Source organism: Paenibacillus luteus (assembly GCF_006542765.1).
In the GTDB taxonomy this organism is placed as follows: Bacteria; Bacillota; Bacilli; order Paenibacillales; family Paenibacillaceae; genus Pristimantibacillus; species Pristimantibacillus luteus.
The window spans coordinates 18,155-43,655 of sequence record NZ_SKCD01000003.1 but is presented as its reverse complement, the minus strand read 5'-3'; the positions used below and the strand labels follow the sequence as shown (position 1 = coordinate 43,655).

Here is a 25,501-nt window from a genome sequence, read left to right as displayed (position 1 = left end):
TCCCAGTAAATTTGTTGCCGTTTCTATATACGACTTTATTTTCCCCACTAATTATTCACACTTCGTTTTGTGTCCTCTGATTTTATGCTCAAACGAGAAATTCTCGACTTCTTCGATAAAGAGGTCTCTTTTGTTTATGATATGAGCTCGAATGATGACTCTTTCACATCACGAGAATTGGACCCGATGTACACTTTGAATTCTCCAGGCTCAGCTCCATATTGCCTATCAGCGTTCCAATAAGCTAAAACCGCTTCGGTAATGGTGAATCTGATCTCTTGTTTTTCTCCTGCTGCTAATGTTACCTTTTTAAATCCCTTAAGCTCTTTCACCGGACGGACCACGCTGCCGTAGAGGTCTTGAATATAGAACTGAACGGTTTCCTCTCCCTGCTCGCCTCCTGTATTAGTCACCGTTACCATAACATCAATCATCTCCGAAGATTTCATCTTAGTTTGAGACAATCGAATATTTGAATACGCAAAACTCGTGTAACTTAATCCGTAGCCGAAAGGATATAAAGGGTCATTCGAACCATCAATATACCTTGAGAAGAATTTCAAATGCTTATTACTTTCTGTTACAGGTCTTCCGGTGTTAAAGTGGTTGTAGTATACGGGTACTTGTCCGATATGGGCAGGAAAACTCATCGTCAGTTTGCCGGTTGGATTATAATGGCCAAAGAGCACATCAGCAATGGCATATCCAGCTTGGGACCCCAGGAACCATGTCTCAACGATGGCATCGACATGGCGTTCGAACCAATCTAGCACAAGAGGTCGGCCATTCGTCAGAACCAGTACAACCGGCTTGCCCACACGAACTATGGCCTCCGCCAGCTCCTGCTGGACCTTCGGCAGTGCAATATCCATGCGGGATGCTGCCTCACCAGACATTTCACTGTTCTCACCCAGGGCAAGGATGACGATGTCCGCTTGTTCCGCCGCAGAAACCGCCCGCTCCAGTCCTCCAACAATCGTCTCTTCAACCTTGCATCCTTCTTCGAACAATAGATGTGCCAACGGCACTCCCTGCTCTTCAATTCCTTGCCGGAGCGTAACCGTTTCATTCGAATATCGGGTCCATTGCCAAGGTCCCAGCATATCTTTGCTATCGCCGAAGGGACCAATTATAGCTACCTTCCGCTCTTTGCTAGCAATCGGAAGCACACCGTTATTTTTTAACAATACAATAGATTTCTGTGCAAGACTCCGGCTTGCTGCTAAATGATTGGGATGGAAGTGATATGCTTTTTCTTCCTCAGGCCGTACATAGCGGAATGGGTCGTCCATAATGCCAATCTTATATTTAAATGTCAGGATTCGCCGGACGGCTTCATCAAGTTGCTCTTCCGAAACGAGACCTTGCTTGATTAATTCATGCAAATGATCATATGAACGGGTCACCATTTCAATATCCATCGTTGCATCAAGCGCTTTTTTTGCCGCTTCTTTGCTGTCTTTTGCATTCCCGTGCGCAATGATTTCATCAATGGCTCCATAATCGGAAATTAATATTCCTTCAAAACCCAGCTCTTTTCTTAACAAATCGTTTAACAGATAACGGTTTCCAGCTACTGCAACCCCTTGGTAAGTATTAAAGGAGTTCATCACTGACCCGGCTCCCGCTTCAATTCCTGCTTGGAACGGCGGCAAGTAAAGATTCCGCAAGGTGCCTTCTGAAATATCTACCGTATTGTAGTCTCGTCCTGCCTCAGATGCACCATATGCGATGAAATGCTTTAAACAAGCAATGAGAGTCTCTGGATCATGTAAACTGTTACCTTGGAAGCCTTCGACTTGGGCTCTCGCAATCAAGCTTCCCAAATATGGGTCTTCACCTGCTCCTTCCACGACTCTGCCCCATCGCGGATCTCGCGTGATATCAACCATTGGGCCGTGGTTATACGTAATACCACTTGCAGTAGCTTCCCTTGCAGCAATTGAGCACGCTTCTTGAATGGCTTCCAAATCCCAACTGCATGACCACGCGAGCGGTACGGGAAAAATCGTCTGAAACCCGTGTATAACGTCAAAGTTAAATAGTAAAGGAATACCGTGCGTGGATTTTTCAACTGCGACTTTCTGTAGTTCAAACACACGGTAGCTACTTACAGCCGCAAGTACCGAACCCACACGACCCTCTTCAATCAATTTCTCCGGAGTCTCCGATTCAATATCTGTTCCAAGGGAGATGTTTGTAGACATACACTGACTCATTTGACCGATTTTATCGGTTATAGACATCTTGTTGAGGAGCGATTCTACGGCTAGGTTAATCTCTTCGCGATCCCTTTGTTTCACATCATGCTTCCGATAAGGAGCAATTTCTGAAATAAGCATATCTTCGAGTGTAGGGCCAGGTCCTTTCGCACCTTTCACCTCAAACTCATCCTGATAGGGTAGTTTGATCTTGCCTTGAAATTCCTGCTCTTCAAAGGTCAATTCAATTCCAAATTGCTCATCCGGGACAAAAGATGATGTACCTTGAGCCCAAAGAACATTTCCTTCAACCGTCAATGTGTTAATGCTGATTGGGAACGGATATGGCTCCAGTACAACGGATAAAACATAGAATTCTTTTCTCTCAATGATAAACTTCATTTTAATACTGGATTGTGCTGTTTTATGCAGAAAATGCCAAGTACCGATCATACGTATCAACTCACCCTTCAAATTATTTTGATCAACGCTTAACCGCGCCGATAGTCAATCCTTTAAAATCCTTTAAGAAGTGCTTCTGAAAGAATGGGTAAGCTCATCATTGATTCATCACGTTTTTTCTAGCTATAGAGTTTGGAATTCTTCGACCTTCTCCAGAATAGACTTATACGCGTATTTATCTCTGCCTTTCAACAGACATTTCGTTGTTCATTTCCCGACTTTTATTAAACAATCCGGTCAAGCTTTATCATGACAGAGACCCGCAGCGTTTAACCGCCGCGGGTCTCTTTATCCCTTACGCTTCTTTCAGGCTAGATAACTAGGCAATATATCCTTTACTTAAGAGTTGTTAGCCTTGTATTCATCGAGCTGCGCCTGCAGGTCTTGTAGCACTTTATCCAAACCGGCTTTCTTGGCAGCCGATTCAAATTTCGCATATGCCGTTTCGTAATCGATTAGACCGACACTGGCCGGACTCATATATTGTTGGGCGAGATTGTGAATCGCCGCATTCTCGTTCTTTACATTGGCATCACTATAAACAAAATTCCCGCCATATGGATATTTGTTTACATCCTTTCTAAAACTCTGAAGTTGTTCAACGATCTCGTCGGGCGATTCGACGCTCCATCTTTCGTTCGGTCCGCGCCACCCCCAAGGATCATTCGATCCCGGTGGATAATTAGCAGAATCTGCAAGTGCTTTGAAACGATCGTCACCGACAGGCTCCCAATGCTTGCCCTCAATTCCATACCAAGTCAAATCCGAGTAAGCCCTATTCCACTTCAATAAGTCAAGGAACATGAGCGCACGCTCGGGATTTTTTGATCGTGCGTTAATGGCGACACCATTTTGCATATAATTGGAAGGCGGTTCTATTCTCTCTGGGATAAATATTTCCGTCTTCCATTCTGGGTGGGCTTTATTAACGGCCACTGCTATGTTTGAAATCTGATCCAGTGACGAAATCGCTACTGCAGATTTTCCTGTCTCATACAGTTCAAATGATTTCTCCTTTTGCGACAACGCGTTTTTCGAGAGAATACCGGCTTGCTGCCAGCGGTACATAGTCTGTGTAAAATTTTTATATTCATCACCCGTGAAGTGATTGATAGCATTCATTCCTTCTTTGCTGAACATGTTCCAAGCCAGTGCCATATTGGATGCTGCAACTCCGGATTCATAGGCCTGTGGATTTGGATCAAACAAAGTTTGGATGTATGATTCTGTTGCATGATGATAAGCGAATGGAGTAATCCCTTTATCGTTCTTGGCAATTGCCGTTAAATAGGCGTCCAGCCCTGCCATATCTTTAACCGACTGCACATTATTTTGTTCCCTTAAATCTCCGCGCAGCATAAATCCGATCGCCCCGCTCTCTTGCACTGACTGCGGCACAGCAAAGACCTTGTCGTTAACTTTGACTTGCTCCCAAGCAACTGCCGGTGTCTTCTCCCACGTAATCGGTGCGTTTTTGGACAGTAGGTCCTCTGTCAGCTCCAGGAATCCGTTCTTTCCGGCATAACCTTGATAATCAGTCCAAGTTGAAGCGTAGATCAGGTCGAAGTCCTCTCCCGCGGAGAAAAGGAGCGGGTACTTCTGCGACCACTCGCCCCATGTTAAATTCGTAACTTCGATATTGGCATTGATATCTGTCTTCGCCATTTTGCTTAATTCCTGATAAACGAGATCAGCATCAGCTGGCTTGTCCCCAAGCAGAATCATCTTAAGCGTGACTTCTTTCAGGGCGGTGTTCTCCCCTTCGCCCGGCTCGGACGAACTGTTTGTCTCGGAATTCCCATTGTTACTGCCGCATGCCGACAAAACAAATGTACAGACCATAACAACTGCCAGAGCGATAAACCACTTGTTCCGTTTGTAATTCATATTGACCCTCCTATGATTAATATATGTTAAATCGGTAGTACCGAAATTAACCTTTCACAGCACCCAAAGTCAGCCCTTTCACAAAAAATCGCTGTATGAACGGATAAAGAAAGAGAATTGGTCCTATTGCAATCATGGTGACTGCCATTTTAAGCGAGTTTTGTGGCATGCTGCTCAAGTCGATCGATGCTCCACCGCCCGATAAAGCAGAGATTCTTCGCAGCTCATCGGAGTTCGTGACCATATTGTAGAGAAGCAGTTGAAGCGGTCTCAAGTTCTCATCCGAAATAAACAGCATGGATAAATACCAATCGTTCCAATATTGTAGGGCAATGAAGAGCGTAACCGTCGCAAGCACCGGCTTGCTTACAGGCAGAATAATGGAATTGAAAATGCGAAATTCACTCGCTCCATCCATGAATGCGGATTCGCTCAGTGCTTCCGGCACCCCTCGCATGAACGCTTTCAGAACAATGATGTAGAAGACATTGAACAAAGCAGGCAATATAAGAACTAACAAATTGTCTTTCAAATTCAAATATTTTATGATCAGGATATACCAGGGCACCAGACCGGCATTAAACAGCGTAGTGAAGAAAAAATAAAAAGCTAAGCCATTCGCGATGCGGAATGTACGCTTATGGATGACATACGCCGTCATCGCCATCAGGTATACGCTGGCAATGGTACCGATTACGGTCACTAGCATCGTAACACCGTAAGCTCTCAGAATAATCTCGGGATTCTTAAAGGCGACCTTATATGCTTCGAACGTAAAGGAAGACGGAATTAAAGTATAGCCGTTCTGTACAATATCCTGCTCACTGGTCAAGGACGATGACAGGACCATTAGAAATGGCACGACGCACAGGATTGCAAAGACTCCAAGCAATAGATAAGAGACGATATTGAAGATCACGATATCCGGAGTTGTTTTTTTCAAGCTGATGCCTCCTTTCTAGAACAATGAGTAATCTTTGTTATATTTCTTGACCATATAATTCGCAATAAGGATCGTAACGAAGCACAGTACCGATTGGTAAAACCCGGCGGCTGCCGCCATGCCTTCCTCCCTAGTAGTTAGCAGGGAACGGAAGACGAATGTGTCGATAACATCGGTCTTGTCGTATAGTACGCCATTGTTCTGAACAAGCTGGTAGAACAAGCCGAAATCACCTCGGAAAATATTCCCGATCGCAAGGAGCACCAAAATGACGATGGTTGGGATAAGAAACGGCAAGGTCAGATGCCAAATTCGGCGAAAAATGTTTGCACCATCAATCTGAGCAGCTTCATAAATTTCGGGATCCACACTCATAATTGCAGCTAGGTAATAGATCATACCGTAACCCACCGACTTCCACGCACTGATAAGGATAATCAGGAACGGCCAGTATCCCGGAGAATTATAAATGTCGATTGGCTCGGAGCCGCTCGACCGCATGAAGCCGTTAATGATGCCCGAGTCAAAATCAGCAAATCCGTAAAGCAGTAGCCCAACAGTTACCCAAGAAACGAAATAAGGCAAAAACAGCATCGACTGCGTAATCTTGCGAAACCACTTGCCCGTAATTTCCACAAGAGCGATTGCAAGCACAATCTCCAGAATATTATTGACGATGATAAAAGCAAAGTTGTACAAAAAAGTGTTAGTTGTCACAAGCAAAGCCTTGCCTGAAATGAAGAAAAATCGAAAATTGTCAAATCCCGCCCACGGGCTCCCGAAAATTCCGTCTTGGTAGTTGTATTGCTTGAAAGCAATAACCAATCCGGCAATGGGCAAATAGCTGAAGATGAAGAAGAAGATGACTGCCGGCAGAGACATCATCACCAACAGCCTGTTCTTAATCAGGTGCCGGAACAACGATTCGCTTTTCAATGTTGAAACCTCCTATTCTATAAGTGTTTTATCACGAAAACGTTATCTTTAGTATGACGGACCACCAATACATCTTAAACCCGACAGAATTGTAATTTAGCCAAATATATTGTACCATCGGTGGTAATACGTATTACGAAAGAAGGACTCTGCGTGCTGAAGATTATAATCGCTGATGATGACCCTTTTACGCTGGAGGGGATTATTGCGGCAATTCCCTGGAATGAACTCGGAATCGGGAAGGTGTTCAAGGCTAGCAATGGGAGTAAGGCATTAGATATCGCACGACGGGAGCGCCCACAGTTGTTGTTAACCGACGTACGAATGCCCAAAATGGACGGTATAGAGCTCGCCACCGCTTATCGGGAACTAGATCCGAACTGTCAAATTATTTTCATTAGCGGCTTTTCTGACAAGCAATACCTGAAATCTGCCATTAAGCTTAGAGCCGTATCCTATGTCGAGAAACCCATTGAAATAAGCGAACTGCAGGACGCTCTTCGGCTCGCGGTTTCGCAGACGCGATTGACCAAACTGAATGCCAAGACCGAGCCGATTTCAATCTCTGCTGCTATGCCTCTCATCTCAAGCGAGTTGGCCCTAGCGATTACAAAACCGCAATCCGGTAAAGAGCGGATCAATGAGCTGACGGCACTGGCTGGATATACGTTTCCTACACGGATGCGTCTGCAAACGTTGCTTATCAAAGTTAGGAAAAAGAATATGTTGAAACCAGAACAAATGGAAATTACAGCGAGTTATATTTATGGTTTGGTAATTGGTTTGCTTACGGAATCCAATACGACTGGTATTGCCGCTGTAAAGGACGAGTCTCATATCGTCATCCACTTATATGTCACATCCGGCAGTTTGGACAACCTCCGTGATACTGCCGATCGATTTGCCTCAAACTTATTTGATATCCTACCGGACAAGGACATTGTATTCCTCGCGTTAGGCAAGCCGGCCATAGGTTTGACTGGTGCTGAACAATCCTATCACACAGCCGTTATTGCCTTACAGCATATGTTTTATAACGGCTATTCCGTATACGGTTACAACGAAAACCAGGCACCTGCGTATTCCTTCGACTCCCAATTAGTGACCATGTTCGGGGAGCTCTTATCCAAGAACGAAATCGGGCAAGCACTCCGACTTATCTCCAGCCTGACGTTCGATATTAAGCAATATAAGAATACTATGGTGAATCGTGTGAAAGAAATATATTTCCAACTTCTGATTACACTTATTCAGGCGTCAGGAGATCGGGATATCCGCTTGTTCGACAATGCCGATAGTTCTGGATTTTTATGGAACATGATGAACGAATTCGATACCTTAAACGAACTGAAGGGTTTCCTCGTGATGAAGGTGGAACGCTATGCAACGCTGATTACGGAACAATCCCCTTATAGCGGCATTGTTAATGCCATCTTACAATTCGTGCATGATCATTACGCGAAAGCAGATCTATCCATCGGTCAAATCAGCGCACACACGATGCTTACAACTTCGTATCTGTGCAACCGCTTCAAGCAGGAAACAGGTCAAACGATCAATCATTATATGACGAATTACCGGATTGAAAAGGCCAAAGAGCTTCTTCGAGATCCTTCGCGCAAAGTGGCCGAAGTATCGATAAGCGTTGGATATAACAATGGAGACTACTTCGCGAAGTGTTTCCGTAAGATTACAGGAAGCAATCCATCTGAATACAGGGAGGGACTCGGAGGATGAAATGTAAGGCTGTTCGGTTTTCCCAACTTTTCTCTGATCTGAAACTTAGACATAAACTAATCCTTTCCTTCTTCGTGTTAATCGTACTTCCGCTCGGCGGCTATTTCTATCTGTCTTCGGAGCAACTTTACAAGCAATTTTTGAATAGAACCTCATTCTCGCTCGCGCGAAATTTCGACCAGTCATTCTCCTTTCTTTCCTATAAATTTCAAAAAATTCGTACAGCGAGCGATATTCTTTTGTCGGAGAAGATGCTTACCGATGTATTGACCTCTGAAGTGAGTACCGATGATTTCTTCATGCAGTACAAAGATTTTCTTGATTTGCGGCCGTTCTTATCTTCCTTCGAGGACAAGCGCGATATTAAAAGCGTCAAATTGTTCGTAAATGAGGAATTATTTTATTCGGAAGATAATGTAAATCTATTCAGTTTGCAAAAAGCACGTCAGACCTATTGGTTCAAGCGGTTGATGGACAGCGGCGAAGGGATTTTATGGGCTCCCAGCTCATACTTCACGGAATCCGATGGAACCGGCAATGATTTTTTAGCAGTTCTCCGCCCATATCGTAACCCCAATGATTATTCTGAATTTCTTGGCGTCATTAGGTTGGACATTCCGGTAAATACCGTCATTGATATATTAATGAACACCGCGCCAATCCGGAACAGCCTGACCTATATTGAGAATTCCAGTGGAAATAACGTCGCCAGCTCGAATCTCATCCTGCAACAGGAATATAAAATCAGTAAGGATGAGGTGATTCGCTCCGCTAAGAGTGGTTCTCATTTTGTGAAACTAGCGAATTCATCTCGTCAAGTATATCTCCAAAGCAGGATGATACCAGGGACTGATTGGTATATGGTTACGGTAATTCCGTTAGAGGAGATTGCTTCTGAGAGCAGAGCCATGCTACAGAATTCACTCATCCTGCTCATCGTTATTGCTTTAATCGCTTTTGTCCTATCCATTCTGATTTCCAATTATATGACTTCACGCTTAACCCAGATCATGCGTAAAATGCGTAACGTGCAAGAAGGCAATGTCGTAGCACTCTCTTTACCTCCATCAAAAGACGAGTTCGGGGAGTTGATCGAGAATTACAATTATATGGTCGGCAAAATCGGAGTATTGCTTGAGGATCAATTCCGGTCCGGACAAGAAATCAAGAGTGCGGAGCTAAAAGCGCTGCAGGCGCAAATTAATCCACATTTCCTTTACAACACACTTGATTTGATGAAATGGATGGCTCGGAATGGAATGACTGACGAAATAGGACAGGTTGTAACCTCTCTCTCTAAGTTCTACAAACTTAGCTTAAGCAGTGGAAATTCGTTCATTTCCATCCGTGACGAGCTTCTTCACGTCAGCAGCTATATGCATATACAAAGTACCCGTTACGCGAATAGAATCCAGCTGGACATTCAGGTGAATGAAGAGATTATGGATTATGGATTATGGAATTTTAAAAATAACGCTGCAGCCTATCGTAGAGAACGCGATCATACACGGCATTCTGTGCACGGAAGAAGAATCAGGAACGATTCGGATTACAGGGGAATTGGATAAAGGAGACATCGTGATTATCGTTTCTGATGATGGCGAAGGTATGTCTCCTGATATCATTTCGAAACTACTCACGAAGGATCTTAACAATCGAACAAGAGGGAGTGGATATGGCCTGCGAAACATTAATGAGCGGATCCATTTGTTCAATGGTCCGGGTTACGGGCTTACTTTTGATAGTAAACCGGGAATAGGGACGGCTGTTTCCATACGTTTACCCGCTCTTAAAATTTAAGAACATGTAGAGGTTGTATAATTCAAGTTGGCCTCCTGGATGACATGAGTTTCGGATGGGAAGTATGTGGTTTGGTGAGAACAAGTCGGCGAAGTTCTGGCTCAGCGTGCTAAATGAACTGAAGAACCGTGGTATACAAGACATCCTTGGAAAACCTAACCGGCTTTTCGCAAGCCACTACCGCCTGTTATCAACAGACCGAAATTCAGAAGTGCATCATCCATAATTAATATTGCTATATATTTGCTTGAATCCGTTTTTCGCTATGTGATGATTGCGAAAATCACACCTATTCGTGGTATTATATATGTTGAAAATATAGTCAGATAACAATTCAATGTTACAAACTATTATTATCATTTATTTCGGTTCAATTTAAACTCAACGTATTTTATTAGTTCCTTTTGATCTTCTTCATTCAATTTCAAAATTAATTTAAACAGTTGTTTTTCTTGAACCGAAAAATCTGACGCAATTTTTTGTCCTGCATTAGTATTATTCTGTTCTCCTTTTAGCAGCCAATCCAAGTCGATTTCAAATCGACTATGTATAGAAAGAGCCGTATCAACTGATGGATTACAATTACCTTGTTCGATATCACTCAATGTCCCTTGTGAAATCCCGATCTGTTTAGCAAATTCAATTTGAGTTAAACCTTCCATCTTTCTTAACTTCCGAATATTCTCTCCAATAATAAACATTGGCCATCCCCATTCACTTTTTATGGAAAGTGACAATTTATGATCATGCATGAATCGTTCGAACATGATAATTTGGCATTTTCCTTCGTAAATCAATTCATAATCTAAAACCGAAAAACCCCCGTAAATACAGGCTTTCTGTATATTCACGGGGGTTATTTCAGTGGCAAATCATCTTATTTCTGGTGTGTTAAATCTTATAAGCCTTCATCGCTTTGCGAAGCTCTTTAAAAGTAGGACGCTTGCCATACATCAACACGCCTGTGCGGTAGATTTTTGCTGAGATCCATACCGATGCGTAAATGGTTACGAGCAGAAGTCCGATCGATCCAAGCACCTGCCACATTGGCGGATCGGTCAGTCCAAGTCTTAGCAGCATAACGTATGGCGAGAAGAATGGAATAAAGGAAGAAATCTTCACCAGCATACTGTCCGGGCTTGAGATACTGAAGATCGAGATATAGAAACCAGCCAGCGAGAGCATAGTGATTGGCAATACAGCTTGGCCCAAATCCTCGGTACGGCTGACAATGGACCCAACCGCAGCGAATAAAGTTGCAAACAAGAAGTAACCCGTCAAGTAGAATAACACCGAATAAATCAGAAGCATCGGATCAATTTGGGATAAATCGATATTGAATTTTTCAAGCGTTTCGTTATTATGCGGTAATTTCACGTTAATAATAATGACCAGGACATAGATCGTGATTTGGATAAGGCCCACCAAAAACATCCCTACGATTTTACCGAACATTTGTTTCAGCGGAGATACGCTTGTAATGAGCAGCTCCATGACACGCGAGCTTTTTTCTGCTGTTATTTCAGATGCGATCATTTGACCTGTAATCATAATGGCCATGAACAGAAGAATGACGATGAAGTACACAAGGCCCATATTAACCGCCTGCTCTTCCGGTGTTTTCCCTTCGCCGATACTGCCTGCGCCTTCCGTAGCCGAAATCTGTACGGATTGTATTTCAATCGGTGCATTCAGCAGGGCCAGCTGCTCAGAGCTCAAGCCGGCATCCTTTAGAACGGTTCCCTGGCGGATCACTTGCAATCCGTTTTGGATAGAGGTAGTTAGCTGAAATGCGAGCAGCTTTTCGGATTTATAAGTCATTTCCGGGAAGCCGCTGTCTGTCATTTTTCCAAAAGCCAGGTAGCCTTTAATATCTTTATCGGTAATCGCTTGTTTCAGCTGCTTTTCATTATCAGCCTCTGAGCCTTTGTCTTCATATGGAACCAGCTTTACGCCCGGCTTCTCTTGCGCTTCGAAATAGGCTTTAAGCTGGTCGCCTGTCGCTGAGCCTTCCGATTGCGCGGATTGAATATATCCGATGCTTGTCACCTTGTCACCACTATTGAATTGAGAGAAAATATAAGGAAGATTAATGCCGATCGTCATAATCAATGCGATAATGAGCGTTGTAATCAAAAATGCTTTGCCTCTGAATTTATTTTTTAACGTAAAGCCAACAACAGTCCAAAATTTATTCATGGCTATCACCACCTACTGTTTTAATGAAAATTTCGTTTAAGGTCGGTTCCTTAATTTCAAATCTTGTGATATCTGTCTGTGTTAACGCATGACGCAAAATGTCCGCGCCTGCCGCTTCGTTTGCAATGCCGATCTCATAGCCATACTCATGTCGAATCACATTTGTAACACCGTTTATTCGCTCTAGTCCCGTTACTTCCTTAGGCGTATTAAGGAGGACCCGCTCTTTCGGAAATTGCTTTTTGATATCCTTCAAGTTACCTTTGAGAACCACATTCGAGCGATGCAAAATGGTAATGTTCCGGCACAGCTCCTCGACATGCTCCATCCGGTGAGTGGAGAACAAAATGCTGCTTCCTGCATCACGCAGCTCTTTAACCGTTGATTTCAACAGCTCTACGTTGACCGGATCGAGACCGCTGAACGCTTCATCCAAAATAACAATTTTCGGTGAGTGGATGACGCTCGCGATAAATCCAATCTTCTGCTGGTTCCCTTTAGAAAGCTCCTCAATCTTCTTATTGTAATACTCCGGCACCTCAAAACGGTCCAGCCATTTCTTCAAGCTCTGCTCCGCATCCTTCTTCGACATGCCGCGCAGCTGCCCCAAATAGATCAACTGATCGCTGATACGCACCTTTGGATACAAGCCTCTTTCTTCTGGCAAATACCCAAGATTGCTGAGCTGATCATTACTATAACCTTTCCCGTTGTACAAAATTGTGCCTTCGTCCGGGTAGATCAGGCCAAGCACCATCCGCATCGTTGTCGTTTTCCCTGCCCCATTGGCGCCGAGCAAGCCGTAAATTTCTCCCTCGCTTACCTCAAAGCTAATCCCGTTGACGGCTGTTTTATCCCCATACTGCTTGACTACATTTTCTACTTTTAATGGATTCATGTTTATGCTCCCCTCAGTTAGTTCGCTCTTGTACTTAATCGGTCTTGCATAAGTAATGCGCTCATAATCTCATCCAGCTCAAGCGCTTGCCTGCTGACAATTTGATAACCTTGTGCTGTGCACCAATCCTCAGACTCGCTGGTCTTGTTTGTCGTAATTCGGTAGGTGGTTCCACCCGCATGTTCGATTCCACATTGTCCCGGCATCGCAGCCGCTATCTTCGGATTCAGTCCTGCCCCGCTTACGAATAAGGTGAACCAGCTGCTGAACAGCTCGTCTTTCTCATATACACCAAGCACTCTTCCATGGGCCATGAAGATGATAAAATCCGCTAGACGCTTAACCTCTTCAATAATATGGGAGGTCATCAATATCGTCCGGTCTCCCCGATCCATGTAGCGATGCAAAATTTCGATCATCGTCTTCCATGCAAGCGGATCAAGTCCGGAGGACGGCTCATCCAGCAGAAGAAGCTCCGGGTTATGAGCGAGAGACAACGCAAACTCAAATTTTCGGCGCATTCCTTTAGACATTTTGCCAAGCACCTGATTATCGTCTACCTCAAGATTATGCAGCAGCTCTCTGTATCTATTTACATCCCAGCGGTCGTACCAGAACCTATGAAATGCGGCTTTCTCCGTCCCCTTCATGCTATCCTCATGTGGGGAGGACTGATCCTGCAAATAACCGATTCGTTTCTTCAGCTCTGTATCCAGCCCCTGCGCTACCTGTTGTCCAAGCAGCTGAATCGTACCCTCATCCTGCTTATCGAGTCCAAGCATCATGCGGAAGGTTGAGCTCTTGCCACAGCCATTCGGACCAACAATCGCTGTAATATAGCCAAGTGGGATATCCATATGGAGCGGCCCAAGCTTGAAATTCAAACGATTCTGTACAATGCCATCTAGTCGAATCGCAGATTCATTCATCATGCTTCCCATCCTTTAATCAAAATGTCTCTTTACCGCTTCCTTGAGCATACTCTCCAGCTCTTCTTCCGTGCATTGTACGCGTTTTGCCGCAATTACCGCCTGCTCCAACGCATCCATCACCGCTCCGAGCCTATACCGGTCTCGCTCCTTTTCACAAACCTGAGCGACATAGGTTCCGGTTCCTTGCCGCGTTCGCAAGAGGCCCTCTGCTTCCAAATCGTTATATACCCGCTTTACCGTAATAACGCTGCATTTGACGGTTTGGGCAAGCTCGCGAATCGAGGGAAGCAGTGTTCCCTCGGTGAGTTGTCCACTAACGATTAAGGCACGAAGCTGAACCTCGATTTGATGATAGAGCGGCTCAGCGCTTTGCTCGCTAATTTGTATCGGCAGCCGCATGGGCCACACCTTCTTCCATTCCCTATTGACTAAGCACTATATGTTCGATTCTCGAGTCGGCTCTCAATTCGATTAACCCCTATCCAAAACGCTGCAGCGCTTATCGAGAGAGTGAGGAGTGGGAACCACCAGCTTCCGCCTTCAATCGCTTGCAGCGAGTTCATCACAATATTGCCCATCTTCATTAGAGAAATTCCAAGTGCGATCAGCAGCATAGCGCAAAGATAGATGATATTAAAGAAGAAATAAGTTCTGCCGGAATGGCCGACCTCCCAGTAGACGTAACCAATGGCCATTGTCAAGGAATAACCGAACCAGGTTAAAGCGTAGAGTGCAAAGCTTCCAGCCGAGATTTCCGAGCCCAAATTCCGAGCCATAATATATTGAAGTAGGAAAAAGACAAGCTGAGCAGCAAATAGTACGATCGTCAGTTGAATGATCCGCCCTAATGCGATTTGTCTAGAAGAAATGGGCAATGTACGCCATTGTGCCATCTTCTTCGTGTAGGAGTTATCTTTCCAGTATCGCATCATCGTTTGATTCATAACGAATCCGAACACAGGCAGTATCGTCAAATAGATAAAATCTGTTGCGAAGCTAGACAATCCCTCGCTTTCTCCATTAATGACATCTCTGAATAATGGGAGCGTAAAAAGCAAGACATAACCAATCATCAATAAGGTAAAAAGACTTTTCCAACGATCTTTAGCCAGCTCGTGCTTTGCTAAAAACCAGGCACCTTTCCATACGCCCACGATAGTTACTCCTCTCAAAGCCTCAGTCGTTATAGTGTGTATATCATTATACACAGTATATTCACTGTATACACTATTGTCAACCCTTTCCATCAAAAAAAGCTATGTTAGTGAAAGAGTGTTCTCTTTCACTAGCATAGCTTCCTATATAGGCGACTCAATGTTAACCGAAAATGGCATCAATGACCGGCTTCGTATGACCGCCTGGATACATGAGATATAGCAGCACATAAACCATCGTTCCTGTAATTGCCGTAACAAACCAGATCATCGAAGTGACCTTACCCCATTTGCGATGCTTCGCGAATTTCTTCTTGTAACCAAGTGTAAGTGTCGTAATTCCGAATACGGCTGCTACTGTAGCAAGCACGATATGGAATAATAAGAATACGAGATAATAGGGCTTCAAGCCATCGGGCCCGCCCCATGACGTATTACCAACGAATATCGTCCGTGAAACATACACGATGAAGAAGATCGTTGCGGCTACCGCAGCATAGAACATGACCTTCTGATGCTCTTCCAGTCTGCGTTTGATCGCCAGCCTCCAGCCTACGGCTACCAGTACTGCGCTTAGCACGATAAAAAAGGTGCTGATTGTCGGCATAATATTATAACTGTTCAATGTTACCCCACCTATTGTTAACAAAATGATTAGTACGTACTAAGCCGTACCAGTATTAGGATTTGAATTCGAATTTGGCAATTCGTCTTCCGTGTGCTCACGTTTGAACCACTGCTTGAAAATATAGACAAGGATGATGCCGTACATAATTTCTTGCACGAACTTCATCACAATCCCGCCAAGCTGTTGGTCTTCCACGACATCCATCAAGTTAAAAAATTGCGGTCCGCTGAAGCTTTCCAGCAGTCTTGCCGGATCTCCTGACACGCAATAGCCCATGGCAGTCACCCAAACGTTCGGATCGCTATAGATGGCGTACATGGATGATTTCGCGAAAATAATGAGCGCGCATGCTGGCGTAAGCAGCATACCATTTGCAAAAACGTAGGCCATCCGCTTCAAATCGGTCAGTCTAGCCCACTCCGGAACCGGAACGGTAATCTGCCACCACATCATAAAGGAGGTGATGAGGAGAATCAAATAATAAAGACGATGCACCGCAAAGTGCGTCATCACATAGTCATGGACAATAGGGACATGATAAACAGAGAACAACACATTAAATAACACAAGACACATAATAGGGTGCATCATAAAACTTAACTTTCTCCAAAACGGAGCGGAAAACATTTTGATCCATAGAAAGCTTGGAATGCCTAGTAAAACAAGCGGAGGAACAACCAAATAGGAAACAGACATATTAATCATATGAAACGTAAACATGAGATGGCCTAATAGATTAAAAGGACCACCGTGTACCAAATATAACATTACGGCAGCGGAAACAAACATCGTCTTCTGTAATCGTGTCGCAGGCAGCGCCTGCGGATCATGCTTCTCTCGCCATGGACCAATGAGGTAGAAATATAGAATGACTATAGCCGCCATTCCGAACAGAAACATCGGGGTCCACAATTCCTCGAAGCGAAAATATTGTAAGCCAAGCATCGTGGAAGCTCCTTTCAATAACACTAGCCTTTTTCTACAAAAGAGGAGGGACCCAACCCTTGGGACCCTCCTCTCCTCCAACAAATTTGTGAATTACCACCAAGCCCAGTATTCAGCCATAATGACGCAGGTGAATACGATAAATACGCCAGTCAAGATTCCGATAATCGCGAATGTATGACCACGATCTTTCATATGCATCCAAAATGCCATTTGAACGAATACTTGCAATACCGCAAGGCCGATCAAAATGATGTAAATAAAGTCTTTGTTAATCTCTCCGCTAATTACAGTCGCAAATGCGATGAACGTAAGCAGGACGGAGAAAATAAATGCGATAATATGCTTCTTCGGTCCTTCGACCTTATGACGCTTGGGGCTTTCCTCTGTGGCTGTTTGATTGCTTGCCATGGATTAAACCACCTTTCCCATCAAGTAAACGACGGTGAAAATGAATACCCATACAACGTCGATAAAGTGCCAGTACATACCGGCAACATATACCTTAGGTGCCGTAACGACAGTCAAGCCTTTTTTGGCTAACTGAATAATGATGAGCGTAATCCACATAATACCGAATGCTACGTGAGCACCGTGGAAGCCGACAAGCGTATAGAACGAGGAGCTGAATGCACTCGTTGTAAAACCGTGGCCTTCATGTACGTAATGAACAAACTCATAAATCTCTAGACCCAAGAAAGCAGCGCCTAGAAGAACCGTTACAATTAACCAATTAATTAAAGCTTTGACACGGTTCGTGTGCAAGGCATGAACAGCGAAAACGCTGGTCAAGCTGGATGTAAGCAGCAGCGCCGTTGCAAGAGCAACGAGCGGCAGCTGGAACAACTCATGCGCTGGCGGACCGTCAAGCACTTGATTACGAAGTGCCAGGAACGCGGAGAACAACGTCCCGAACAATACGGTCTCGCCACCAAGGAAAAGCCAGAAGCCTAATACTTTATTGCGTCCCTCGAGGGTCGCCTTTTCGGGCTCATGAGGCAATTGCCCCTCTACATGCGAATGCGCGCTCATGCTTTCCCCCCCAAATCTTTAAGGATTTCTTCTTCTTCAATATGGAAGCCATGATCATCGATCACAGAGCGTAAGAACATGCAACCGAACAAGATCAGCAAACCGAAAATTCCGACGGCATAGCCTGTTTTGATCAAGCCGAACAGTTCGCCCCAATCATGGGAATACATAAATCCTAGGCCAGCAATGAACAATCCAGCTCCCATGAAGAATGGAAGGATCGATGGAGACGGCATATGAATCGGGCCGATCGGCTCCGCAGGCGTCATGCCTTTGTGGCCATCCATTTTTTCTTTCCAATAAGCATCGTATCCGCGTACAAGCGGAGTTTGAGCAAAGTTGTACTCTGGTGCAGGTGATGGAATTGTCCACTCAAGCGTACGGCCATCTTCCCAAGGATCTGCCGGAGCATCCGCTGGTTTGAAAGCTGTAATAACAACGTTGAGCAGGAAGAAGATTGTACCAAAGCCCATCAAGAATGCGCCAACTGTACTAATCATATTCATTTCATTAAAGCCTAGACCGTCCAGATAAGTCCAAATACGACGCGGCATACCAAGCAAACCAAGGAAATGCTGGATAAAGAACGTCAAGTGGAATCCGATAAAGAAAGTCCAGAAGGTAAGTTTACCAAGTGTTTCGTTCAAAACGCGTCCGAACATTTTCGGCCACCAGTAGTGTAGACCAGAGAAGATACCGAGAATCAATCCGCCAACGATAACGTAGTGGAAATGCGCTACGACAAAGTAGGAGTCATGGTACTGGAAGTCAGCTGGCGCTGCGGCTAGCATAACGCCGGTAACGCCGCCCATTACGAAGGTTGGGATAAATCCGACAGCGAACAAGTTCGCTGAGGTGAATTTGATAGAGCCGCCCCACATCGTAAATAGCCAGTTGAAAATCTTAATCCCTGTCGGAACAGCGATCAGCATCGTTGCAATCGAGAACAATGCGTTAGCAACAGGTCCAAGGCCAACGGTGAACATGTGATGCGCCCAAACCATGAAGCCCAAGAAGCCGATCAGGATGGTCGCGAATACCATCGAACTGTAACCGAACAACCGCTTGCGAGAAAATGTACTTATTACCTCGGAAATAACGCCGAAGGCCGGCAGGATGAGGATATAAACCTCAGGATGCCCGAATATCCAGAAAATATGCTCCCATAGTACAGCGTTACCGCCGCCCGAAGGATCAAAGAAGTTTGCGTCGAACAATCGGTCGAACATTAGCGCTGCAAGGCCAACGGCGAGTGCCGGGAATGCAAACAGGATAAGCGCCGATGTAATGAATGCTGCCCATGTAAACATTGGCATACGCATGAAAGTCATGCCAGGAGCACGCATATTGATGATCGTAACGAGGAAGTTAATTCCCCCGATAAGTGTACCGATACCTGCGATTTGCAGACCCAGTACATAATAATCCACGCCATGATCGCCGCTGTATGTGGTTCCAGCCAGCGGTGCGTAAGACGTCCATCCTGCATCAGGAGCTCCGCCAGTAAACCAGCTGACATTCAGCAAGATACCGCCGAACAGGAACGTCCAGAAGCCCAGCGAGTTAACGAAAGGGAAAGCAACGTCGCGCGCGCCAATCTGCAGCGGTATGACCGCATTCATAAGCGCGAACAACAGCGGCATAGCCGCAAGGAAAATCATGGTCGTACCGTGCATCGTCAGTAGCTCGTTGTATGTATCCGCACTAACAAAGTTATTAAGCGGCTTCCATAATTGAACCCGGATTAGGATTGCTTCCAAACCGCCGACAAGGAAGAAAAATCCGCCTGCGATCATATACAATATTCCAATTTTCTTATGGTCAACCGTTGTAAGCCAGTCCATCAGACCGCTGTAACGTTTGACCGGATGCGTATGCGCATGAGCCAAAGTAGGTACCTCCTTCAATCACCGATAAATTATTATTCGTAGTTAAGTTTCAATTCAGATAGATATTTAGCAATACCTTCAAGTTCTTGCTCAGTCAGATCGATTTTGCCCATTTGGTTGCCCGGCTTAACTTCGTCCGGATTTTTGATCCAACGGTGCAGGTTATCGTAAACTGAACCTTCATTTGAATATTGCGGATCATCGGTGTTAACAAGTATACCTCCGACAGTCTCACGGCTACCGATACCAGTCAGGTTAGGATAAGCCGGTCCGCCAAGATCGCCAACGGCGTGGCATGACAGACATTTGCTTTCGAAAGCTTTAGCAATTGCCGGATCGCTTGGAAGTGCAACAGGCTCTTGAAGCGCTGCTACCCAACGATCAAATGAAGACTCGTCCACTGATTTGACCTTAAAGTCCATCAATCCGTGCGAAGGTCCGCAAAGCTCGGCGCATTTACCTAAGTAAACGCCTTCTTTTGGAGCCGAGAAGTACATTTTATTTACGTTAGCTCCAGGGTTTGTATCGATTTTACCTGCAAGCGAAGGAATCCAGAACGAGTGAAGCACGTCTGCAGATTTCGCTGTAACCGATATCGTTTTGCCTTTTGGAATGATAAGTTCCTGCGCTGTCTTAACTCCATAATCCGGATACTCGAATTCCCACCAGTATTGGTGCGAAGTAACGATAACTTGAACAGCCTCCGGGTCTTTACTGTAATCTTTAGCTAAGTTAAATACGGATTGTACGGTCGGAACACCCAAAATAATAAGCATGATGATCGGAATAACCGTCCAAATGATCTCCAGCTTATGATTCCCTTCCACTTGCTTAGGAATCGTTTTGTCGCCCTTACGTCTGCGAAAACGAACAATTACATACAAAGAAATCGCGAATACTGCAACAATCACGATTAACATGATACCAATTGCCAGCTTCATCAGACCGAATTGCTCTTCCGCTACAGGCCCTTGAGGATTCAGCGTCGACAAATCGCTCCGCCCGCAAGCCGCCAGCACCAATACCATCATGGCCATAAGCGGCGCAAGCCGTTTTACAAATCGCCACCGTTTCATCATTAATCAACCCCACTTTTGACGTTTTCGCAGCTGCCTGATTTTCACGTGGCATGCGGCTGGCTGCGTGTTTTCACAGATGTTTTTACAACTCCTGCAACTTAAATCACTTTATTAAATATAAAGTTGAAGCCCCTATTTGTCAATGTTCCACAGAGAGTTCACAAATTGTTCTCAAAGCTGTCAAAAACGCATTAATTCAACGTTTTTAAGCATGTGAAGCCGCATTGTCCGGCTATGTAGAAACAGCATTCCCTCTACCCTACATTGTGCACCAAACCCATGGTCAATTATGTATGCTTCCCAAAACGTATATTTATGGAGCTAAAACAAAAACTAAAGCCATTATCGTAGGAATGGGGGTCCCATCTTAATGCTGAAACGAATGGCCGCTCTGCTGCTTTCCGCTTTTGTCCTCTCTGCGACAGCTGGCTGTAATTATGAGCAGCTGGCTCAGAACAGCGATACCGATTATGGCAGCCGCCAGGCTAATGATCCGAAGATGCTTGGCGGCAAGTCGTATGGGCCAATGTCGAATAATCCGCACCAGCATGATAATGCCTTTTTTGAATACAGCTCCATGATTTCTCGCAAGGTTACTGATCTAAATGGCATAGCATCTGCTATTGTCATGCTGACGGACAAGAATGCATATGTTGGTTTGATGACGGATTGGACAGCCGTGGGCACACGCAATTCTGGCGGCAAAAGCGAGCAGGATAATACCGGTACGAGCGAGGGCGTTTACAATCATGATACAGGCAGTCCTTACGGCAACAGCCGGACGCTCGTCTCGCCTTATAACTCTTATTTCTCCGTCAATGACATCAATAATCTGTCGGATGAGCTTAAGCAAACTGTCGCTCTCAGGGTACGCGAGCTTGCCCCGACCGTTCAGGAGGTTCATATTTCCGCTAATATGGAGTTCGTTAATTATTTCAATGAATTTGCCAAGGAGGCTTGGGGCGGGCGCCCGCTTATGCCTTGGATTGACCAATTCAATACGGTCGTCAAATATCATTTTGCCGGTGGGAAAGAGATGCCGAAACCGATTACCCAGCCAGGAACCTATAGTCCATCAGAGGCCCAAATGGATCAATAAAAAAATCGCTTCCTATTATATATAGCAAAAAAAAGGCTCTTCCAGCGAAGAGCCTTTTTTGCTGAATATATTTCAACTGCGATTAACGCATTGGTGCAAAATGTTTAACCTCTGCTAAAATAGCCTCCGTTTGAGCTAGCAGCTCATCCGTCAATTCGATGTCGATGGCTTTCACATTCTCCTCCACTTGACCGGGACGGCTCGAGCCAATAATCGCTGAGCTTACATTCGGCTGTCGAAGCACCCAAGCTAATGCGAATTGCGATAAGGATGCGCCGATGCTTGAAGCAAGCTGTTCAAGCTTCGCTGCTACTTGAAGTACATCCTCGCGTAAATAGCTGTTAATCACGCCATTTGTTTTGTCATTTGCAGCGCGGCTGTCAGACGGAATCGCTTGGCCTGGCTTATATTTTCCTGTCAGCACGCCTTGGGCAAGTGGGGAAAACACAACCTGTCCCAGCCCTTCCTGTTCACATGCTTGTATAACATCTTGCTCAATATAGCGCTCAAACATATTGTAGATCGGCTGGTTTGAAATCAATGGACGCAAACCAAGCCGATTCCCCGTTGCTGCTGCATCCTTGATCTGTACGGCTGTCCATTCACTGATTCCGGTGTAAAGCACTTTACCCTGCGCTGTTAAATCATCGAGCGCCCGCAGCGTTTCCTCAACTGGCGTATCGGAATCAAAGCGATGGCATTGATAAAGATCAATATAATCGGTGCCCAACCGTTTCAAGCTTGCTTCGCATTGCTCCATAATATGTTTTCTGGACAAGCCGCGGTCATTCGGGCCTTTGCCCATCGGGAAAAATACTTTAGTAGCGAGCACGTAGCTGTTTCTCGTATACGCTTTCAAGGCATCGCCCATAACCTTCTCGGCTTCACCATTATTATAAGCATTAGCTGAATCAAAAAAATTAATGCCGAGTTCATAAGCTTTATGTATGCATTCTTGGGCTGTTTGCGCCTCCGTCGCCGTTCCATACGTTAACCAGCTGCCAAGTCCGATCTCACTAACTTTTAACCCGCTATTGCCAAGCTTCCTATATTTCATTTATAATCGCTCCTTCGACTCATATCACGCTGCTTTCTTATAGTAGTGTATAGCAGTTCGTTCATTATTTAAAGTAGTGAATCTTTTTTCATTTTATTATCTTTAGTATATATACTATACTTGATGATAGTAGTAGTTAGAGAGGAGAATGATCAGATGAGTGCTCATAATTATATCCCTAAAGAGCCCACGCATATCGATTGCAACATTGAGAGGACCTTAGATGTCATAGGAGGAAAATGGGCGTTTCTTGTGCTGAGAGAGCTATTTTGCGGCACCAAAAGATTCGGGGAAATTCAGCGGCTCATTCCAGCCGTAAGCCCACGCGCGTTGACAAGCACGCTCCGTCATTTGGAAGACAAGGGCGTGCTTGAACGCAAAGTATTTCCTACTGTTCCGGTAACCGTTGAGTATACGCTAACGCCAAAAGGCGAGGATTTGCATCATATTTTAAAAGAAATGAAACTATGGTCAGCGCGTTGGACCTAGGCCCTGCTGAGTCAAAGGCTTCGCTTACGGCTTAATGGCTTGGTCTGGCAATGATTTCGTACTCGCTTGAAAGCGGTCGATAGCTGTCTGGTAAACGCGACGATCGCTTTCATTACGAGATAACCGTTCAAGGCGAAGCAGCTCGGCTTCAAATTGTTCGATAAGCATGGTTACCCGCTCTTTCGGTTTTGTTTGGCTGCTTTGCGGCTGTTTCGACTCTTCCCCAGTTTGAAGCAGAAGTTCTCCGTTGCTGTCAATTTGTGCGAAAAACACTTCTTCCTGCTCCAAATTTCTTTTCTCGAGCTGATGCTCCAGCCATTTAAGGTCATGCCCTGACTCTTCTAGCACTTCCATTTGAATTTCACCATCCATCATGACCGTAAGTGCCTCTCGTTCATTGGCTACCTGCCAGCCAAGAACATCCGGAGTGATCGGCTGATATTCCTTCTTCAGCATGACATTGACCTCACCGCTAGACTCCATCACCGCAAATTCTACGTCGGCAACTCGGTAAACATCCTTTTTGCGCAATTGCTCAAGCATTTCATCTAGAGTCAGCCGTTCCTTGTGTAAGTTTTTCTTAAGAAGCTGGCCATCTTTAATAAGCACTGTACCCTTGCCGTCAATGATGTCACGTGCTTTCTTGCTTTTCATCGTCAAAAATTCCATAGCTACCGAGACGCTGACCCATACTCCTAATGACACCATTCCCAGAAACCATAAGTTATCAAGATCAAGCGAAATGTAGGCGGCAATATTACCTATCGAAATACCCGTTATATATTCGAATAGGGACAGTTGGGAAATTTGTCGCTTGCCTAATACCTTCGTAAGCGCAAATAAAATAACGATTGCTGCTAATGTTCTCAGAACAATTTCAAACCAGCTTGGCATGTTGAATATCCCCCCTTCCAAATTTAGAATATCCAGAAAAACATTTCTCATTCGGTTGTACGACATGTCATTGCACATGAGATTCATCATATGGGTCAGCTATGACATATTTTGAAAAAAGCTTGCTATTTGGTTTGTGCTATAGTAAGATAATAAGAACGTATTATATTTAACCTCATCCAATCCCCAGTAAGATTCAACTTTTTCCCACGGATTTTGATTTCTTTGCTGTTAATTCTCAAGCCTGTTACGTGATGTATTTCTGATTCACACTGGCGCGGTCATCGGAGCCGCGAGGACGGAAGAGAGGTAGGGCTTTCGTTGTTTTAGGATGCGAGTTTTTTTCAACTTGGTACACATGCTGTTTGCTGTTAACAAGGGGATTCCCAACGGCCTTTCATTTATGAAGAGGTCCGGTTAAATATAAGTTACACAAAAAAGGGCTGTCCGCTAACACATTATGGTGTTAGAAGGGCAGCCCTGTCCAATTTTATGGCCCTTATTCGTTAGGACAGCCACTCGCAGCCAAATGGCCCGACCGGTTTATTTTGGTATCTAAATATCGCTCATTGTACGCGGATCGGTCTCCCCAAAGCGGAATCCGATTTATAACGTCGAGCCCTGCCATCTTCATGGCATCAAGTTTTTTGGGATTATTCGTGATAAGCGAAACAGGCTTCTCCCGCAGCGTGTTAAGCACGCGAATCGCATCACTGTAATTACGGGCATCATCCGCGAAGCCTAGCTCAACGTTAGCCTCAACTGTATCATATCCTTGTTCTTGGAGCAGATAAGCCATCGCTTTACTGAACAAGCCAATGCCTCTTCCTTCATGATTCGCCAAATAAAATAAAGCGCCAGCACCCTTCTCTACGATCATCCGCATCGATTCATGCAGCTGATAGCCGCAGTCACAGCGCTTGCTTCCAAAAATATCGCCCGTGTGGCAAATGCTGTGCATTCGAATCCAAGCTTCCTCCGCCTGTGCAAAATCGCCGTAAACCAGTACGCTCGACTGCTGCATTTCAGCCAAGTTGCTCGCAGACAGCTTCTTAATCATTTGCTCCGCATCATCCAGCTTTTCTTTACAGAGCAGCCAGCAATACCACTGAAAGATGGCCTCGCCATCCTCTAGCTTAACAGGAAGCGAGATCGGTCCAACTAAATAAATAATGCCTTTTTCACTTTCAATGACTTGTATTTTGTGATCAACAATCGATACCGCTTCTGTATACATGGG

General features: G+C 44.9%; 24 protein-coding genes and 1 pseudogene. 6 read left to right on the top strand and 19 right to left on the bottom strand.

What is annotated here, in order from left to right:
- Positions 1-134: 134 nt before the first annotated feature.
- The 4 genes from bglX to E0496_RS01985 all read right to left on the bottom strand — a co-directional run bounded on the left by bglX (position 135) and on the right by E0496_RS01985 (position 6,429).
- Positions 135-2,603, bottom strand: a complete 2,469-nt coding sequence (bglX, locus tag E0496_RS02000; protein ID WP_241674509.1) for a beta-glucosidase BglX — start codon at positions 2,601-2,603, stop codon at positions 135-137.
- Between the two features lie 399 nt (positions 2,604-3,002).
- Positions 3,003-4,550, bottom strand: a complete 1,548-nt coding sequence (locus tag E0496_RS01995; protein WP_141499959.1) for an ABC transporter substrate-binding protein — start codon at positions 4,548-4,550, stop codon at positions 3,003-3,005.
- Between the two features lie 46 nt (positions 4,551-4,596).
- Positions 4,597-5,493, bottom strand: coding sequence for a carbohydrate ABC transporter permease (locus E0496_RS01990; protein ID WP_241674507.1), 897 nt, complete (start codon positions 5,491-5,493; stop codon positions 4,597-4,599).
- Between the two features lie 15 nt (positions 5,494-5,508).
- A complete protein-coding gene (locus E0496_RS01985; RefSeq protein WP_241674505.1) occupies positions 5,509-6,429 on the bottom strand; it encodes an ABC transporter permease in 921 nt (306 codons plus the stop codon).
- A 153-nt stretch (positions 6,430-6,582) separates the two neighbouring features.
- Between E0496_RS01985 and E0496_RS36805 the strand changes: the two genes are divergently transcribed.
- The 4 genes and pseudogenes from E0496_RS36805 to E0496_RS37110 form a co-directional block, all read left to right on the top strand.
- Entirely contained in the window at positions 6,583-8,166 is a 1,584-nt protein-coding gene (locus E0496_RS36805; protein WP_141499957.1) for a response regulator, read from the top strand.
- Positions 8,163-9,734 (top strand): sensor histidine kinase, encoded by a 1,572-nt coding sequence (locus E0496_RS01975; RefSeq protein ID WP_141499956.1) that lies wholly within the window; start codon positions 8,163-8,165, stop codon positions 9,732-9,734. The genes E0496_RS36805 and E0496_RS01975 overlap by 4 nt, the downstream gene beginning before the upstream one ends.
- Positions 9,616-9,966 carry a sensor histidine kinase gene (locus E0496_RS01970; RefSeq protein WP_161601280.1) on the top strand — a complete coding sequence of 117 codons (351 nt, stop codon included), beginning with the start codon at positions 9,616-9,618 and terminating at the stop codon, positions 9,964-9,966. The genes E0496_RS01975 and E0496_RS01970 overlap by 119 nt, the downstream gene beginning before the upstream one ends.
- A 64-nt stretch (positions 9,967-10,030) precedes the next feature.
- A pseudogene (locus E0496_RS37110) lies at positions 10,031-10,190 on the top strand (transposase); the annotation flags it as partial.
- Between the two features lie 132 nt (positions 10,191-10,322).
- Here the strand turns inward: E0496_RS37110 and E0496_RS01960 are convergent.
- The 12 genes from E0496_RS01960 to coxB form a co-directional block, all read right to left on the bottom strand.
- The gene (locus E0496_RS01960; RefSeq protein ID WP_141499954.1) at positions 10,323-10,817 is read right to left on the bottom strand and encodes a helix-turn-helix domain-containing protein; all 495 of its coding nucleotides are present in this window, start codon (positions 10,815-10,817) and stop codon (positions 10,323-10,325) included.
- Positions 10,818-10,857: 40 nt separating this feature from the next.
- Positions 10,858-12,165, bottom strand: coding sequence for an ABC transporter permease (locus E0496_RS01955; protein ID WP_141499953.1), 1,308 nt, complete (start codon positions 12,163-12,165; stop codon positions 10,858-10,860).
- Positions 12,158-13,063 carry an ABC transporter ATP-binding protein gene (locus E0496_RS01950; RefSeq protein ID WP_141499952.1) on the bottom strand — a complete coding sequence of 302 codons (906 nt, stop codon included), beginning with the start codon at positions 13,061-13,063 and terminating at the stop codon, positions 12,158-12,160. The genes E0496_RS01955 and E0496_RS01950 overlap by 8 nt, the downstream gene beginning before the upstream one ends.
- 17 nt (positions 13,064-13,080) lie before the next feature.
- Positions 13,081-13,995 carry an ABC transporter ATP-binding protein gene (locus E0496_RS01945; protein ID WP_241674504.1) on the bottom strand — a complete coding sequence of 305 codons (915 nt, stop codon included), beginning with the start codon at positions 13,993-13,995 and terminating at the stop codon, positions 13,081-13,083.
- 12 nt (positions 13,996-14,007) lie between these two features.
- Entirely contained in the window at positions 14,008-14,394 is a 387-nt protein-coding gene (locus E0496_RS01940; protein ID WP_141499951.1) for a GntR family transcriptional regulator, read from the bottom strand.
- A 29-nt stretch (positions 14,395-14,423) separates the two neighbouring features.
- Positions 14,424-15,149 (bottom strand): hypothetical protein, encoded by a 726-nt coding sequence (locus E0496_RS01935; protein ID WP_141499950.1) that lies wholly within the window; start codon positions 15,147-15,149, stop codon positions 14,424-14,426.
- A gap of 163 nt (positions 15,150-15,312) precedes the next feature.
- Positions 15,313-15,756 (bottom strand): DUF420 domain-containing protein, encoded by a 444-nt coding sequence (locus E0496_RS01930; RefSeq protein WP_421923073.1) that lies wholly within the window; start codon positions 15,754-15,756, stop codon positions 15,313-15,315.
- 57 nt (positions 15,757-15,813) lie between these two features.
- Positions 15,814-16,722, bottom strand: coding sequence for a cytochrome c oxidase assembly factor CtaG (ctaG, locus tag E0496_RS01925; RefSeq protein ID WP_141499948.1), 909 nt, complete (start codon positions 16,720-16,722; stop codon positions 15,814-15,816).
- 93 nt (positions 16,723-16,815) lie between these two features.
- On the bottom strand, positions 16,816-17,133 hold the full coding sequence (locus E0496_RS01920; RefSeq protein ID WP_141499947.1) for a cytochrome C oxidase subunit IV family protein: 318 nt from the start codon (positions 17,131-17,133) through the stop codon (positions 16,816-16,818).
- Between the two features lie 3 nt (positions 17,134-17,136).
- The gene (locus tag E0496_RS01915) at positions 17,137-17,754 is read right to left on the bottom strand and encodes a cytochrome (ubi)quinol oxidase subunit III (RefSeq protein ID WP_139994793.1); all 618 of its coding nucleotides are present in this window, start codon (positions 17,752-17,754) and stop codon (positions 17,137-17,139) included.
- Positions 17,751-19,598, bottom strand: a complete 1,848-nt coding sequence (ctaD, locus tag E0496_RS01910) for a cytochrome c oxidase subunit I (protein ID WP_141500064.1) — start codon at positions 19,596-19,598, stop codon at positions 17,751-17,753. Before ctaD ends, E0496_RS01915 begins: the two co-directional genes overlap by 4 nt.
- Positions 19,599-19,675: 77 nt before the next feature.
- Positions 19,676-20,722, bottom strand: coding sequence for a cytochrome c oxidase subunit II (coxB, locus tag E0496_RS01905; RefSeq protein WP_141499946.1), 1,047 nt, complete (start codon positions 20,720-20,722; stop codon positions 19,676-19,678).
- 370 nt (positions 20,723-21,092) lie between these two features.
- Here coxB and E0496_RS01900 point away from each other — a divergent pair, with 370 nt between their 5' ends.
- Positions 21,093-21,821, top strand: a complete 729-nt coding sequence (locus tag E0496_RS01900) for a YhcN/YlaJ family sporulation lipoprotein (RefSeq protein WP_141499945.1) — start codon at positions 21,093-21,095, stop codon at positions 21,819-21,821.
- Between the two features lie 82 nt (positions 21,822-21,903).
- Here the strand turns inward: E0496_RS01900 and E0496_RS01895 are convergent, their stop codons facing one another.
- Positions 21,904-22,878 carry an aldo/keto reductase family protein gene (locus tag E0496_RS01895; RefSeq protein WP_141499944.1) on the bottom strand — a complete coding sequence of 325 codons (975 nt, stop codon included), beginning with the start codon at positions 22,876-22,878 and terminating at the stop codon, positions 21,904-21,906.
- Positions 22,879-23,034: 156 nt separating this feature from the next.
- Between E0496_RS01895 and E0496_RS01890 the strand changes: the two genes are divergently transcribed.
- Entirely contained in the window at positions 23,035-23,367 is a 333-nt protein-coding gene (locus tag E0496_RS01890) for a winged helix-turn-helix transcriptional regulator (protein WP_141499943.1), read from the top strand.
- Between the two features lie 24 nt (positions 23,368-23,391).
- On the opposite strand, the gene E0496_RS01885 is transcribed toward E0496_RS01890, so the two are convergent.
- Positions 23,392-24,261 carry a DUF421 domain-containing protein gene (locus tag E0496_RS01885; RefSeq protein ID WP_141499942.1) on the bottom strand — a complete coding sequence of 290 codons (870 nt, stop codon included), beginning with the start codon at positions 24,259-24,261 and terminating at the stop codon, positions 23,392-23,394.
- Between the two features lie 499 nt (positions 24,262-24,760).
- The gene (locus tag E0496_RS01880) at positions 24,761-25,498 is read right to left on the bottom strand and encodes a GTP cyclohydrolase II (RefSeq protein ID WP_141499941.1); all 738 of its coding nucleotides are present in this window, start codon (positions 25,496-25,498) and stop codon (positions 24,761-24,763) included.
- Between the last annotated feature and the right edge of the window lie 3 nt (positions 25,499-25,501).